Annotated in this window: 17 protein-coding genes; 8 read left to right on the plus strand and 9 right to left on the minus strand. The window is 55.6% G+C overall.

Annotated elements, in window-relative coordinates:
- Positions 1 to 208 precede the first annotated feature (208 nt).
- On the plus strand, positions 209 to 961 hold the full coding sequence (locus tag EQV90_RS10770; protein WP_240878080.1) for a hypothetical protein: 753 nt from the start codon (positions 209 to 211) through the stop codon (positions 959 to 961).
- The gene (locus tag EQV90_RS10775) at positions 948 to 1526 is read left to right on the plus strand and encodes a hypothetical protein (RefSeq protein ID WP_240878081.1); all 579 of its coding nucleotides are present in this window, start codon (positions 948 to 950) and stop codon (positions 1524 to 1526) included. Before EQV90_RS10770 ends, EQV90_RS10775 begins: the two co-directional genes overlap by 14 nt.
- An 86-nt stretch (positions 1527 to 1612) precedes the next feature.
- On the opposite strand, the gene EQV90_RS10780 is transcribed toward EQV90_RS10775, so the two are convergent.
- The 3 genes from EQV90_RS10780 to EQV90_RS10790 all read right to left on the minus strand — a co-directional run bounded on the left by EQV90_RS10780 (position 1613) and on the right by EQV90_RS10790 (position 3938).
- Positions 1613 to 2143 carry a hypothetical protein gene (locus EQV90_RS10780; RefSeq protein WP_240878082.1) on the minus strand — a complete coding sequence of 177 codons (531 nt, stop codon included), beginning with the start codon at positions 2141 to 2143 and terminating at the stop codon, positions 1613 to 1615.
- A 633-nt stretch (positions 2144 to 2776) separates the two neighbouring features.
- Entirely contained in the window at positions 2777 to 3343 is a 567-nt protein-coding gene (locus tag EQV90_RS10785; protein WP_240878083.1) for a hypothetical protein, read from the minus strand.
- The gene (locus EQV90_RS10790; RefSeq protein WP_240878084.1) at positions 3291 to 3938 is read right to left on the minus strand and encodes a hypothetical protein; all 648 of its coding nucleotides are present in this window, start codon (positions 3936 to 3938) and stop codon (positions 3291 to 3293) included. The genes EQV90_RS10785 and EQV90_RS10790 overlap by 53 nt, the downstream gene beginning before the upstream one ends.
- A gap of 139 nt (positions 3939 to 4077) precedes the next feature.
- Here EQV90_RS10790 and arfB point away from each other — a divergent pair, with 139 nt between their 5' ends.
- A complete protein-coding gene (gene arfB, locus EQV90_RS10795) occupies positions 4078 to 4491 on the plus strand; it encodes an alternative ribosome rescue aminoacyl-tRNA hydrolase ArfB (protein ID WP_240878086.1) in 414 nt (137 codons plus the stop codon).
- A 35-nt stretch (positions 4492 to 4526) separates the two neighbouring features.
- Here the strand turns inward: arfB and EQV90_RS10800 are convergent, their stop codons facing one another.
- The 6 genes from EQV90_RS10800 to phhA all read right to left on the minus strand — a co-directional run bounded on the left by EQV90_RS10800 (position 4527) and on the right by phhA (position 8720).
- Positions 4527 to 5714, minus strand: coding sequence for an MFS transporter (locus tag EQV90_RS10800; protein WP_003441767.1), 1188 nt, complete (start codon positions 5712 to 5714; stop codon positions 4527 to 4529).
- A 40-nt stretch (positions 5715 to 5754) separates the two neighbouring features.
- Positions 5755 to 5931: a hypothetical protein gene (locus EQV90_RS10805; RefSeq protein ID WP_003441776.1), complete on the minus strand. Its 177-nt coding sequence runs from the start codon at positions 5929 to 5931 to the stop codon at positions 5755 to 5757.
- 84 nt (positions 5932 to 6015) lie between these two features.
- The gene (locus EQV90_RS21690) at positions 6016 to 6147 is read right to left on the minus strand and encodes a hypothetical protein (RefSeq protein WP_255401987.1); all 132 of its coding nucleotides are present in this window, start codon (positions 6145 to 6147) and stop codon (positions 6016 to 6018) included.
- Between the two features lie 171 nt (positions 6148 to 6318).
- On the minus strand, positions 6319 to 7515 hold the full coding sequence (locus EQV90_RS10810) for an amino acid aminotransferase (RefSeq protein ID WP_003441778.1): 1197 nt from the start codon (positions 7513 to 7515) through the stop codon (positions 6319 to 6321).
- Positions 7515 to 7871, minus strand: coding sequence for a 4a-hydroxytetrahydrobiopterin dehydratase (locus EQV90_RS10815; protein ID WP_003441779.1), 357 nt, complete (start codon positions 7869 to 7871; stop codon positions 7515 to 7517). The genes EQV90_RS10810 and EQV90_RS10815 overlap by 1 nt, the downstream gene beginning before the upstream one ends.
- Before the next feature lie 57 nt (positions 7872 to 7928).
- A complete protein-coding gene (gene phhA, locus EQV90_RS10820; RefSeq protein WP_240878087.1) occupies positions 7929 to 8720 on the minus strand; it encodes a phenylalanine 4-monooxygenase in 792 nt (263 codons plus the stop codon).
- A 305-nt stretch (positions 8721 to 9025) separates the two neighbouring features.
- Here phhA and EQV90_RS10825 point away from each other — a divergent pair, with 305 nt between their 5' ends.
- The 5 genes from EQV90_RS10825 to EQV90_RS10845 all read left to right on the plus strand — a co-directional run bounded on the left by EQV90_RS10825 (position 9026) and on the right by EQV90_RS10845 (position 14290).
- Positions 9026 to 10582 carry a sigma-54-dependent phenylalanine hydroxylase transcriptional regulator PhhR gene (locus EQV90_RS10825; protein WP_003441784.1) on the plus strand — a complete coding sequence of 519 codons (1557 nt, stop codon included), beginning with the start codon at positions 9026 to 9028 and terminating at the stop codon, positions 10580 to 10582.
- A 286-nt stretch (positions 10583 to 10868) separates the two neighbouring features.
- Positions 10869 to 11609, plus strand: a complete 741-nt coding sequence (locus EQV90_RS10830) for a flagellar basal body rod protein FlgF (protein ID WP_003441790.1) — start codon at positions 10869 to 10871, stop codon at positions 11607 to 11609.
- 52 nt (positions 11610 to 11661) lie between these two features.
- Complete coding sequence (gene flgG, locus EQV90_RS10835) at positions 11662 to 12447, plus strand: flagellar basal-body rod protein FlgG (protein ID WP_003441792.1); 786 nt, start codon at positions 11662 to 11664, stop codon at positions 12445 to 12447.
- A 16-nt stretch (positions 12448 to 12463) separates the two neighbouring features.
- Positions 12464 to 13159, plus strand: a complete 696-nt coding sequence (gene flgH, locus EQV90_RS10840) for a flagellar basal body L-ring protein FlgH (protein WP_003441795.1) — start codon at positions 12464 to 12466, stop codon at positions 13157 to 13159.
- Positions 13160 to 13219: 60 nt separating this feature from the next.
- Complete coding sequence (locus EQV90_RS10845; RefSeq protein WP_232286858.1) at positions 13220 to 14290, plus strand: flagellar basal body P-ring protein FlgI; 1071 nt, start codon at positions 13220 to 13222, stop codon at positions 14288 to 14290.
- Position 14291 lies beyond the last annotated feature (1 nt).

Here is a 14291-nt window from a genome sequence, read left to right on the forward strand (position 1 = left end):
CGAGCATTACAACGAGCAGCATCCGCACAGTGCTTTGAAATATAGGTCGCCGAGAGAGTTTAGGCGTTTGGCAGCAGCATCAATTTAACGGGGAGTTGGTGTCCGGTTTGGTAGGGGCAAGTCCAATTGCTTATATCGTGAACTGCCAAGCGAGATAAAATATTACCTCGCAGATATCTTTATCGAAGAAGATGGTTTAAGAGCTACTTTGCTGATTAATAAGAGTGACCCTACTGAGCCTGATCAAACCATATCAAATCCTATCGAAGGCAATAGGCAAGAGCTTGAAAAGCCTGAGGGGTATGGGAATGACTACTCTGCACATGTATGTATAAACTTGACTCCTGTCGCACCTAATCTATATTCAATGGTTTATGAGTCTCCTCGAGGTGGAATACCAGGCGCGCAAGTCCATAGCTTTTTGAATCACCTTCTCCGTGAATGTAGAAAAGCTAATGAGGCAGTTTACAAAGTCGCGCATCCTGCCGGAATAATGGAAAGGGGCGCCCCGGTCTTAGTAAATGCTTTACATACGGTCGATATGAACGGAAAAATATCCGATGACTTTTATAGTGACTTGGCTAATGGTAGCTTAGGTCGTATTGAGTTAGCTAATTATGAAAGTGTCGGCCTCGTATGGGATCAAAGTGCTGGGCTTACGGAAGAGAAAAAAATAATTGTTTTGCGGCCTCAGTTAGATAACTTGCCTGCCAATGGGGTTTTAGAATCTTTGAAACAGGCATTTACGCGGGGAAAGCAATTTAATTTCGAGCAGGCAGTTATAGTGTTCAAGGATCCATCAGATACTCAGCACACTGTTACAGTTAATACGGATGACTTTACGCTGACAGATAATGAAAAATATGTTAAAAAGGCATTTATCGTTACTCCAGATGTAAATCATAACGGTTATGGTGATATTGATGAGGATATCAAGTTGGCGTTATATGCAGCCCTTTAATGCTTTGATAAAGCAGGTAGTTCGCCCTTTTTCCTACCTAGCTATAAAGCATGAGCATAAATGGATCATGGATTGGGTTTTGCCTGGCGTGCTTGCGATCGCTACTGCTCTTTTCATATTTGTATTTAGGCACACCCTAAATATTTATGGCGACTCAGGTGTGATATCAAGAATCTTAGGGTTTATCCAGAATCTTCCAGGGTTTTATATTGCCGCCTTAGCAGCTATTGCGACATTTGGGCGTACAGATATCGATAATATGATACCTACACCCACGCCGACTATAATTGAGGTTCGTGCGGGAGAGCGAAGTGAAATACCTCTAACGAGACGACGTTTTCTATGCATGATGTTCGCGTTTCTAACTGCTGAGTGTGTGGTAATTATACTAGCGTCCATTGCATCTCTTTCTTTTGCCAGTGACTACGTAGGTAGGGCTTCTGAAGGATTGAAATTGCTTAGTGGTGGCGTGTTCGTTGTTTATATATTTTTCTTTTATCAAATGTTATTAGCAACTTTTTGGGGGTTGTTCTACTTGGGTGATAAAATTCATCAGGTTGACTAGGGGGTTAAATAACACGGCGACTTTACCAGTTGCCGTGTTATTTGTTGTGTGGTTGGTTTTGTATGGCTATTATGGTAGTCATTAAATTAATCCCTGTTCCCCCTTTTTTTCTTCTCTCTGTAATACTTGATGATTGGGCTGCTGTGTTTCGCTTTTGTTATTTTTGAAAATAGCTTGTTAATATCTTCTACACCTGACTCTTTACGAATCATCTCCTTTGCATTGCGCAAGTTTTTGTAAAATCTTTCGAGTGCAATCTTTTTTTCTGCCTCATCTTCAAGGTCGTAAACATCCTCCATGCCCATTAATAGTGGGCAGCAATGGACTACTATTTCGTCATTCAAGTACATGTTGTAAATATCACACCATTCCACAATAGAATGAACTCCGTCCGAGACGGCTATAAGTCTTTCTCCGAAGCTGTAGTCTTCATTGCTGGTGACATTGTTTGCTATCTCGCTACAAGCAGCAACTCTCTCGTAAAGACCTTCGTATATTTCCAGCCTCTTATCGAAAACGCGAGAGGCATAACTTTCAATTCGGCTTTTGCGACGGAGAATCTCATTAATGAATACTCCAACTATTACGCCTAGTAATCCAATCAGTGCTGTTTCCATAATTTTTTCCTGAGGTTGATTGTTGATATTTAAGGGCGCTCCCAGGGGCAGCTAGCTCAAAAGTTTAGCCCTCCAACTCACTGCTCTGAAATACAAGTCAGACAATATCTTCACCAAAATGCCAAGTCAGCTTAAAAACGCTAAAATAAACAAAAATAGCATGAAAAAGCACTTATCCCCCTCCCGCCGACGCGCTTTGTGTATTTTTTTTGTGCAATTCCAGAGGTAATGTAATCAGGGGGCTAGCCCAAGCTCGCCGTGGGGCTTGGCAGGTTAGAGTCAATTTCATTATATGTAAGCTTGTGAAAAAGAATGCAAAGGGATTGCAGTGACCTTTACCGGCCAATGACGACGTTGAATGCTACGAAAGCCAGCGTACATAAGGGGTAGGCTGGATTTTTCTAAAATAAACCGCTCATATTTTTCTGTGTAACCTGACAGTGCTTATCTGATACTGAAAACCCTGTAGGCCAGGTGTATTAAGGCATGCAGCCAATCTCACAGTGTTTTGGTGATTTCATTTCTTGCCGTACATCCGATACTTGGTGCGTAGCTAAAAGAGCTCAGAAAAGAAGAAAGCCACACAGAGGCGGCTTTAAAAAGGGCAGCAAGAATCCAGTTGTCACGCGGTACTTATGCTTTGCTGGCCTGTCTGAGTTTCATCAGTGCACCGGGTGTTTCTACGTGCACTTCTCCATGAACCGTACTCGGCATCACGACCAAGGTAGGGGCCAGTATTTCCCGTTCAGCACCGTTGAATAGCTTTTCAAGTTCCTGACCGAATGCCCTCCAGGTGAGTTCTTGAGTTTTCGCCTGCCTTTCGCGTTGACTGTTGCAACTAGATAACACCCCATCATGTTCATCAATACTTTTGATAAATAATGCGCGCGATAGCGCAAAAAGCTGAAGAAGCTTATCCCGCATACCTTCCTGTGTTAGAGTTTTTGCGAGAAGGGCTTGCCAATACGCTTTATTAATTTCCCCAGGCGCTCCTACCAACGTCATACGAGCTTCAGCCAAATTAATCATTAACTTGCGCTGGGTGCTGCTTCGAACGTCAACTGTAAGTCGTAGTACTTCCGCTTCTTTCTGGAGTTTTGCACCGCGCTCAATCTCTGCGTTGATCTCGGGCTGACTGGCATTTGGCTCACTCGCTAACTGTCGCCAGGCTCGTTCTGTTGCTCTGGCTTGCGCATCCAATATGGACTGATCTGTTGCCAATCCCACGGCCTTTCGGCTTGCGCCGCAGCACTCCGGATAAAATGAGTTGAATATCCTCTGGCTCGATCCGGGCTGCAGGACGCTGCACTAAATCCGGATGGTAATCTTTGATGTGGGATTTGAACTGGTTTGCAACGGCTTTATGGCTGACTTTGCCTGTGCTTTCCAAGTTGGCAACGTAGGAGTCCAGCAGCTCGCCAAAGCTCCCGCGTCTTGCTTCTATATCGTTTCTTTGGAGCTGTTCTAGCTTGGCGGTTGCCTTGAGTTCCACTTGTTCGCTGAGGTAAGGCTCCAAGCCACCAGCAGCAATGGATGCGGTTGCAACACGCAGCGCTGCAAGCCGCATCGTGTCCAAGTCCATTTCGTTTGTACCTGAGCGCGGCTTTTTGACCAGGGTTCCCAGTAGGATGCGTTTATCAGCTGCGTTCGTACGTTCGCGGTAGTAGCCGTTTATAAATCCTGCTGTCTTGCGCTCAAGTGTCAGAGTGCCTTTGCCACGGGTGCCAATAGGCTCAGATTTTTTGCCTTTGACGTTGTAGGCTTCCATTTCTGTCAGTCGAATTCGCTTGGCCATTTTTCCCGTTTATTTCCCGTTTCGCCTGAAAATTCACGTTATTCCGTGAAACACTGAGACAATAGAAGAACGCCTAAAGCCCCAATAATCAAGGGCTTTGTGGGTACTAAGAGGCTTCAAGAATCACTGTGAGAATGCAATGCTGAGGGTTTCCAACAACGTTCATATTCCCGATAACGAGATCGAGCTGACAGCCATTCGTGCTCAAGGCGCAGGCGGGCAGAACGTCAATAAAGTCTCAAGCGCGATGCACTTGCGCTTCGACATAGCCAACTCGTCCTTGCCGCCGTTTTATAAAGAACGGCTGCTGGCGCTGCGTGACAGCCGCATTACCAGCGATGGCGTGCTGATCCTCAAGGCACAGCAATATCGCACTCAGGAACAGAACCGGGCGGATGCCCTGGAGCGCTTGGCAGAATTGATCATCAGCGCCACCAAGGTCGAGAAAAAACGCCGCCCGACCAAGCCGACCTTAGGCTCGAAAAAGCGGCGGCTGGAGTCCAAGACCAAGCGTGGCAGCATCAAGGCCGGGCGGGGCAAGGTGGATTTCTGAACCTGTCACTTCTATCTCGTGAACTGCTGCAACCTTTACGCAGGCCTTAAGCGCTTGGCCTGACGGTACAAGTAAACACTCAGTAACAGCCCGCCAAACGCCGCCATTGCCGCGAACAGAAAGATCGAGGCAAAGCCAAAGCCTGCGGCTACAGCGCCGACCAGTGGCCCGGTAATGCCCAGTGACAGGTCAATAAACAGTGAGTAGGCACCCACCGCCGCCCCGCGGCTGGAGGCTGGCACCAGATTCACGGCTTCAACCCCCAGTGCCGGGAATACCAGCGAGAAGCCGAAACCGCTGAGTGCCGCGCCGGCCAGTGCCAGCTCGGGGCTGGGTGCCAGCCACAGCAGCAATAGGCCCAGGGTTTCGACGCTCAAGCAGGCAATTGCCACCCGAAAGCCGCCGATACGGTTGATCAGGTTGCCGAACAGCAGTCGGGCGCCGATAAAGCTGGCCCCGAACAGACTCAGGCACAGTACGGCGTTGTCCCACTGGTTGGTGGCGTAGTACAGGGTGATAAAGGTGGCGATGGTGCCGAATCCTATCGAACCCAGCGCCAGGCCTGCGCCGTGAGGCAGTACCCGGCCCAGGACATGCAGGAACGGCAGGCGCACGCCGCTGACAATGGGCGCGGCGCGTTTCGGCCAGGCCAGCAGCAGGCCAACTATGGCCAGGGCAATAATGCTCGCGCCCATGCTCCACATACCCCAATGGCTGACCATCAGCACGCCCAGCGGTGCACCTATGGCAATGGCGCCATAACTGGCGATGCCATTCCAGGAAATCACCTTGGCCGTGTTTTGTGCGCCGACCCGGCCAATGCCCCAGCCGATGGCCCCTGAGCCGACCAGGCTTTCAGCACTGCCCAGCACCAGCCGGCCGATCAGCAGGCAGGTCAGGCTCAGGGCCGGCATGGCCGCCGTCCACGTGGACGCCAGCATCAATACACCGCTCAGGCCGCAGCCGGCCAGGCCATACATGACGGCGCGTTTACTGCCGCGATTATCGATGATGCGGCTGGCATAAGGACGGCTCAGCAGCGTGGCCAGATATTGCACGCTGATCACCAGTCCGGCGATGACTGTGCCGTAGCCCAGGTGGTTGTGTACGTATCCGGGCAATACAGCCAGCGGAATGCCGATATTCATATAGCCGATAAAGGTAAACAGAACGATGGAAACCACTTGTAGCGTGATCGCCATTGGACGCTGTGTTTCAGGCATGGGGTAGGGGTCCTGCGGGGTGCGGTTGGGTGCAGATTGATTATAGCGGCGCAACCAGTTGTGTCGCGATCAGGGCGGCCAGGGCGTTTTCCTTGGTGCCAAAACGTTTGAGCAAGGTGGCTTGCTTCTCTGGTGTGAGGCGCTCCCAAAGGACGATCATTTTCTCGGCGGTGCCGATCAAAACGCTGGCTTGGGTTTCGCTGAAGGTATCGGTCACGCTGTAATCCTGGGAGGGGGGTGAAGCGATTGTGTCAGGCGCTGTGAAAAAACCAATGCTTTTTCACACCGCCTGATGAAGCCGTCAGTCTTCGCTGTCGGCCATGAGGCTTTCAGGGGCCTCTTCCAGTGCGGGGTTTTCGCCACTGGTGTGTTCCGGGATTGGCTGCTGAGCTTCTTGCAGGCTTGGGAAGGGGAGGTTTGGGATTTCGTGCATCGTCGCGCTCCTCGCAAGGTGTGTTTTAAGTAGCTTGCTAAGGATACAGGAGGGAGTGTGACAATTTGTCTTTTTCTTGGGTCTGGCGGGGATTATGTCGAACTTTTCATGTTTTCGTTGTCGCAACCAGAGCCTGCAGGAGCGAGCTTGCTCCTGCAGGTTGTGGTGGGACTAGCGGGTACACACCTGCGCGATGGCCTTGGCCAGCAGGCTCAGGCGTGTGCCATCGACCCCGGCCATATTGGCCCGCCCGGAGCCGACCATGTACACGCTGTGCTTTTCACGCAGCAACTGCACTTGCCCGGCAGTCAGGCCGGTGTAAGAGAACATCCCGCGTTGCTGGTTGATATGGGCAAAGTGCTCGGCCAGCCCGAACGGTGTCAACGCCTCAACCAGCCCGCTGCGCAACTGCGCGATACGGCTGCGCATGGCCTCAACTTCCCCGGCCCACTCTTGTTTGAGCTGGGAATCACCGAGAATGGTCGCGACTACGGCCGCGCCATGATCCGGCGGGTTGGACCAAAGATTACGCGCCAGGTAAGCCAGCTGGCTGCGGATGTCAGTCAGCTTTTCGGCGTCGTTGGCGCATACGATCAAGGCACCCACCCGTTCGCGATACAGGCCGAAGTTCTTCGAGCAGGAGCTGGTGATCAGCACTTCCGGCAGCTCCCGGGCGAACAGGCGGGTGGACCATGCATCCTCTTCCAGTCCGTCGCCGAAGCCCTGATAGGCAAAGTCGATCAGTGGCAGCAGTTCGCGGCGGCGCACGACCTCCAGCACTTGCAGCCAGTCAGCCCGGGACAGGTCAAAACCGGTCGGGTTGTGGCAGCAGGCGTGCAGCAGCACCACGTCGCCCTTGGGCGCCTGCTCAAGAGCGGCAAGCATGGCGCCAACATCGAGTGTGTTGTCACTGCCCACATAGGGGTAGTGGCTGATTTTCAGGCCCGCGGCGGCGAAGATGGTTTCGTGAATCGGCCAGGTCGGATCGCTCAGCCAGATTCCGCGGCCCGGCAGGCACTGCGCGATAAAGTCTGCGCTCAGGCGCAGGGCACCGGTGCCACCCGGGGTCTGGGTTGCACCGGCACGGCTGGCTGCCAGCAAGGAGGAGTCGGCACCCAGCACCAGCTCACTGATCAATTGGCCAAAACGGCTGTCACCGTGGCCGCCGATATAGGTTTTGGTCTGCTGCTGATCCACCAGGCGCTGTTCCGCCTTCTTCACCGACTGCAAGATCGGCGTCAGGCCATTGGCGTCTTTATAGACCCCCACGCCCAGGTCGAACTTGTTCGGGTTGGGGTCCTGGTTGTAAGCGTCCATCAACCCGAGAATCGGGTCGCCAGGGACCCGTCCAATGGCTGCGAAGTGCATTACTTACGACCCTCAGCGGTTTTCGCCACTTCGTCGGTGCGTGCGGCCATGATGAAGTCGTTGCGGTGCAGGCCTTTGATCGAGTGGCTCCACCAGGTCACGGTCACTTTGCCCCACTCGGTGAGCAGGCCCGGGTGATGGCCTTCAGCTTCGGAGATTTCGCCGACGGCATTGGTAAAGGCCAGGGCGAACTTGAAGTTTTTGAACAGGAAAACCTTTTCCAGTTGCATGACGCCGTCGCGAACTTCGATGTTCCAGTCCGGGATCTGTTTGATCAGGATCGGCAACTCTTCATCGCTGACCTGTGGAGCATCGGCGCGGCAGGCTTCGCAGTGGGCTTGGTTCAGTGTGTTCATGGTGTATTCCTGAAGTCAGTTGTTCTTCTTGTGGAAAAAAATGTTCAAAAAGACCGGTCAAGCCGCTTTCGGCTTGGGCGCGAACTTGGGCGCGTGCAGGCCCATGGTCATGCCTTTTTCGACCATGCCCATGATGTCCTCGTGGGCCAGATCAAACAGCCGCTTCAAGTCCGGTAGGACAAAATACAGCGGCTGCAGAATGTCGATGCGATACGGCGTGCGCATGGCTTCCAGCGGGTCGAAGGCCTGATGTTCAGGCTCTGCCGACAGGCTGTAAACCGTTTCTTTGGGTGACGAGAGAATCCCGCCGCCGTAAATGCGCTTGCCTTGCGGGGTGTCGACCAGCCCGAACTCGATGGTCATCCAGTACAGGCGGGCCAGATACACGCGCTGCTCCTTGGATGCCTGCAGGCCGAGTTTGCCGTAGGTGTGGGTGAATTCGGCGAACCAGGGGTTGGTCAGCAGCGGGCAGTGACCAAAAATCTCGTGGAAAATATCGGGTTCTTGCAGGTAATCCAGCTCTTCCGGGGTGCGAATAAAGGTCGCTACCGGGAATTGCTTGTTGGCGAGCAATTCAAAGAAGGTCTGGAACGGAATCAGCGCGGGAACGCGGGCAACTTGCCAGCCAGTGGTGGCGCCCAATACCTGATTGATTTCGCTTAATTGCGGGATGCGATCGTGGGGCAGGCCGAGTTTTTCGATGCCTTCCATGTATTCGGGGCAGGCGCGGCCTTCCAGCAGTGTCAGCTGGCGGGTAATCAAGGTATTCCACACCCCGTGTTCTTCGGGTGTGTAGTCGATAAAGCCGTTGGCATCCGGCTCGCGAGCGACGTATTTCGTTTGCTTCATGGGGCTCTCCGCAATGAAATCGTTTTTATTATTCGGGTTGTTGCGATGCCTTAGTGATACCCCAATTGAGTGCGTCATGCCCCTAGCCTTGAGCCAGTATTACTGGGATGATGCGGCTTATTCGTAAAGTTTTCGTTACGCTTGTATGGTTGGGCCGTCACTCTTGAGTGTGTGACGGCTAAACTGTCAAATAATCGTGACGCTGAAATGCCCGATTTTCAAATTTCTGCACCTGTGGCAGCCGGGTTATCGGCTCCCACCCTTGTTTATTGTCCCAGCCACGCTATTTTTCCCGAGCCTGCCCCATGCGTATCAAAGTCCACTGCCAAAACCGGATTGGCATCCTTCGCGACATTCTTAACCTGCTGGTTGCCTACGGCATTAACGTCAAGCGCGGGGAGGTCGGTGGCGATCAGGGCAACGCGATCTATTTGTACTGTCCGAACTTGATCAATCTGCAGTTCCAGGCCCTGCGTCCGAAGTTTGAGACCATTGCCGGGGTCTTTGGGGTCAAGCGGGTGGGTTTGATGCCCAGCGAGCGCCGGCACATGGAACTCAACGCCTTGCTCGGGGCCCTGGAGTTTCCGGTGCTGTCCATCGACATGGGGGGCTGCATTGTGGCGGCCAACCGTGCCGCCGCGCAGTTGCTCGGGGTTCGGGTGGATGAAGTCCCGGGGATTGCCCTGTCGCGCTATGCCGAAGACTTTGACTTGCCCGAACTGGTACGCGCCAACAAGTCGCGGATCAACGGCCTGCGGGTCAAGATCAAGGGCGACGTGTTTCTGGCCGACATCGCCCCGTTGCAACTGGAGCATGATGAAAGCGAGGCCATGGCCGGGGCGGTTCTGACCCTGCATCGCGCGGACCGCGTGGGCGAGCAGATCTACAACGTGCGCAAACAGGAGCTGCGTGGCTTCGACAGCATCTTCCAAAGCTCGAAAGTCATGGCTGCGGTAGTCCGCGAGGCCCGGCGCATGGCACCCCTCGACGCTCCTCTATTAATAGAAGGTGAAACCGGCACCGGCAAGGAGCTGCTGGCCCGTGCCTGTCACCTGGCCAGCCCGCGGGGACAGTCGCCGCTGATGGCACTCAACTGTGCCGGTCTGCCCGAATCGATGGCCGAAACCGAATTGTTCGGTTACGGCCCCGGGGCCTTTGAGGGCGCGCGGGCGGAAGGCAAGCTCGGTCTGCTGGAACTGACCTCGGGCGGTACGTTGTTTCTCGATGGCGTAGGGGAAATGAGCCCGCGCCTGCAGGTCAAATTACTGCGTTTCTTGCAGGATGGCTGCTTTCGGCGTGTCGGCAGTGATGAAGAGGTGTACCTCGATGTGCGGGTGATGTGCGCCACCCAGGTCGACTTGTCCGAGCTGTGTGCCCGGGGCGAGTTCCGCCAGGACCTTTATCACCGGCTCAATGTGTTGTCGCTGCATATCCCCCCGTTGCGTGATTGCCTGGACGGTCTGGAGCCTTTGGTCGAGCATTTCCTGGATCAGGCCAGCCGGCAAATCGGTTGCCCGTTGCCGCGCCTGGCACCTGCGGCCATGGCGCGGTTGAGCCACTACCACTGGCCGGGTAACGTCCGGCAGCTGGAAAACGTGCTGTTTCAGGCGGTTTCGTTGTGCGATGGCGGCATGGTCAAGGCCGAGCATATCCGCCTGCCGGACTACGGCGTGCGCCAGCCGTTGGGGGAGTTTTCCCTGGAAGGCGGGCTGGAACAGATTGTCGGACGTTTCGAGAAGTCAGTGCTGGAGCAGCTGTATTCCGAGTATCCAAGCAGCAGGTTGCTGGGCAAGCGCCTGGGGGTTTCCCACACCACCATCGCCAACAAGCTGCGTGAGCACGACATTATCAAGCCGGCCTAGGCCCAATCGCCGGCAAGCCGGCTGCCACAGGGTGAGTGAGTATTTCACTCGCCCTGCAGGCGCGAGCTCTTGATTGCCGCGTCCGACGTCACAGGCCATGCCTTGCCGCTACCGGCACAATAGCGCCGTTTTTACGTCTTCAACCTGTGCTTGCACCTCCCACGACCCGTCTTCAGGCCCCGCAGCGCGGCCATTGGCACCGTCAAAAAAAAGTTGGTGCGCAAATTGCTAGATGCTCTGCAGTACAGCGGTGGGCGGCAAGCGTCCGTCAGACAGAGGAAAGACTGTGGACAAGTACCTTTATGTGGCAATGACCGGCGCCAGCCAGAACGCACTGGCGCAAAAGGCTCATGCCAACAATCTGGCGAACATCTCGACCAACGGCTTTCAGCGAGACCTGGAACAGGCCCGCTCGATGCCGGTATTCGGTGACAGCTTTCCAGCACGTGCCTTTGCCTTGACCGAGCGCCCGGCCACTGACTTCACCCCCGGGGCCATGATTGAAACCGGGCGCGATCTGGATGTGGCCGTGGCCGGTGATGGCTGGATGGCCGTGCAGTCTCCCGACGGCAGTGAAGCCTATGTGCGTACCGCGAGCATGAATGTGGATGCCCTGGGCATTCTGCGTGCTGGCAATGGTATGCCGGTGATGGGCAACGGCGGGCCGATTGCCGTGCCGCCCGAGCAAAAAATCGAAGTCGGTGAAGACGGCACCATCTCCATCCGCGCCATGGGCGAAGGCCCGCGGGTGATGGCGCAAGTGGACCGCATCAAGCTGGTTCAGCCGGACCTGAAAACCATGAGCAAGGGGCTGGACGGCATGATCCACACCAACGACGGCCAGCCGGCCCAGGCCGACGCCAACGTGCGCGTGGTCTCGGGGTTTCTGGAGGCGAGCAACGTCAATGCCGTCGACGAGATGACCTCGGTGCTGGCGCTGTCCAAGCAGTTCGAACTGCATATCAAAATGATGAACACCGCCAAAGAAGACGACCAGGCCATGACTCGCGTCCTGGCGATGAGCTAACTCGGCCTATTACTTAAACGTGTCGCCCTGACCGGCGCGCGAGGAGAGCACCATGCTTCCGGCACTGTGGGTTGCAAAAACAGGTTTGGCTGCACAAGACACCAACCTGACCACCATTTCCAACAACCTGGCCAACGTCTCGACCACCGGTTTCAAGCGTGATCGTGCCGAGTTTCAGGACTTGCTGTACCAGATCAAACGCCAGCCCGGCGCCCAGTCGACCCAGGACAGCGAACTGCCGTCGGGCCTGCAGGTCGGCACCGGGGTGCGCATTGTCGGCACGCAAAAGAACTTCTCGGCCGGCAGCTTGCAAACCACCGACCAGCCGCTGGACATGGCGATCAATGGCCGCGGCTTTTTCCAGATCATGCAGCCGGACGGCACCACGGCCTACAGCCGCGACGGTACCTTTCACCTGGATTCCAACGGCCAGATCGTCACCGCCAGCGGTTTTGCCCTGGAACCGGCAATTGTGGTGCCGGCCGATGCCCAGACTTTTACGGTCGGGCAGGATGGCACCGTGTCAGTAACGATTGCCGGCAACCCGGCCGCACAAGTGATAGGTAACGTGCAGACCGCCGACTTCATCAACCCGGCCGGTTTGCAGTCCCAGGGCGGCAACCTGTTCCTGGAAACCGCGTCCAGCGGCGCACCGCAGATCGGTACCCCGGGCCTCAACGGTTTTGGCACCACGATGCAAAGCACCCTGGAAACCTCGAACGTCAGCACCGTGGAAGAAATGGTCAACATGATCACCACCCAGCGCGCTTACGAGATGAACTCCAAAGTGATTTCCACCGCCGACCAGATGCTGTCGTTTGTCACGCAAAATCTGTAAGTACGCAGGAGCCGTCATGAAACCTTTTTGTTCTGTTCTGGCCTTGGCCGGCGTCACCTTTCTGGCGGGTTGCGTCAGCCCGCCACCACGGCCCAACGACCCCTATTACGCACCTGTCCTGCCGCGTACACCGCTGCCGGCAGCGGCCAATAACGGCTCGATTTACCAGGCTGGCTTTGAACAGAACCTGTACAGCGACCGCAAGGCGTTTCGCATTGGTGACATCATCACCATCACCCTGAACGAAAAAACTCAGGCGAGCAAAAACGCCAACTCGGCGATCGGTAAAAACAGCAATACCAGCATCGGCCTGACCTCGTTGTTTGGCGGCGGCCTGACCACCAACAACCCGCTGGGCGGTGGCGATCTGAGCCTAGATGCCGGCTACAGCGGCAGCCGCGCGACCAAGGGTGACAGCAAGGCCGGGCAGGGCAACAGCCTCACCGGTTCGATCACCGTGACCGTGGCCGATGTATTGCCCAACGGCATCATCGCGGTACGTGGCGAGAAGTGGATGACGCTGAACACCGGTGACGAACTGGTACGGATTGCCGGCCTGGTCCGCGCCGATGACATCAGCACCGATAACACCGTGTCCTCGACCCGGGTGGCTGATGCGCGCATTACCTACTCGGGCACCGGCTCGTTTGCCGATGCCAGTCAGCCGGGCTGGTTTGACCGCTTCTTCCTTAGCCCGCTGTTTCCTTTCTAATAAAGAGTCCATTTAGTGATGACCGCCCATCTCAAGCACTTGCTGGCAGCCGTACTGCTGATGTCGACCGCCCTGGGCGTTCACGCCGAGCGGTTGAAGGACATCGCCAGCATTTCTGGCGTGCGCTCCAACCAATTGATTGGTTATGGCCTGGTGGTCGGACTTAACGGTACGGGCGACCAGACCACACAAACCCCGTTCACCCTGCAGACGTTCAACAATATGCTCTCGCAGTTCGGGATCAAGGTGCCGCCTGGCTCGGGTAACGTGCAGCTGAAAAACGTCGCCGCGGTGTCCATCAGTGCCGATTTACCGGCGTTCGCCAAGCCGGGGCAGGTGATCGATATCACCGTTTCCTCCATCGGCAACTCCAAAAGCCTGCGCGGCGGCACGCTGTTGCTCACACCGCTCAAGGGTATCGATGGCAATGTCTATGCGGTCGCCCAGGGCAATCTGGTGGTGGGCGGTTTTGATGCCGAAGGTCGCGACGGTTCGAAAATCACCGTCAACGTGCCTTCGGCCGGGCGCATTCCCGGCGGAGCGTCGGTAGAGCGTGCGGTGCCGAGCGGTTTCAACCAGGGCAACAGCCTGACCCTGAACCTCAACCGTTCGGACTTCACCACGGCCAAGCGCGTGGTCGACAAGATCAACGACTTGCTCGGCCCCGGTGTCGCCCAGGCGATTGATGGCGGCTCGGTGCGTGTCACTGCGCCACTGGACCCGAGCCAGCGGGTCGACTACCTGTCGATCCTGGAAAACCTCGAAGTCGATCCGGGGCAGGCAGTGGCCAAAGTCATCATCAACTCGCGCACCGGCACCATAGTGATCGGCCAGAACGTCAAGGTTTCGCCTGCGGCCGTGACCCACGGCAGCCTGACCGTCACCATCACCGAAGACCCGATCGTCAGCCAGCCGGGCCCGTTGTCCAACGGCCAGACCGCTGTCGTGCCGCGTTCGCGGCTCAATGCACAGCAGGAAGCCAAGCCGATGTTCAAATTTGGCCCGGGCACCACGCTGGACGAAATTGTCCGGGCGGTGAATCAGGTTGGCGCGGCGCCTGGGGACTTGATGGCGATTCTCGAAGCGTTGAAACAGGCCGGCGCCCTGCAAGCCGACCTGATAGTGATCTGAG

Source organism: Pseudomonas sp. TMW22089 (assembly GCF_022496645.1).
Lineage (GTDB): Bacteria > Pseudomonadota > Gammaproteobacteria > Pseudomonadales > Pseudomonadaceae > Aquipseudomonas > Aquipseudomonas paraversuta.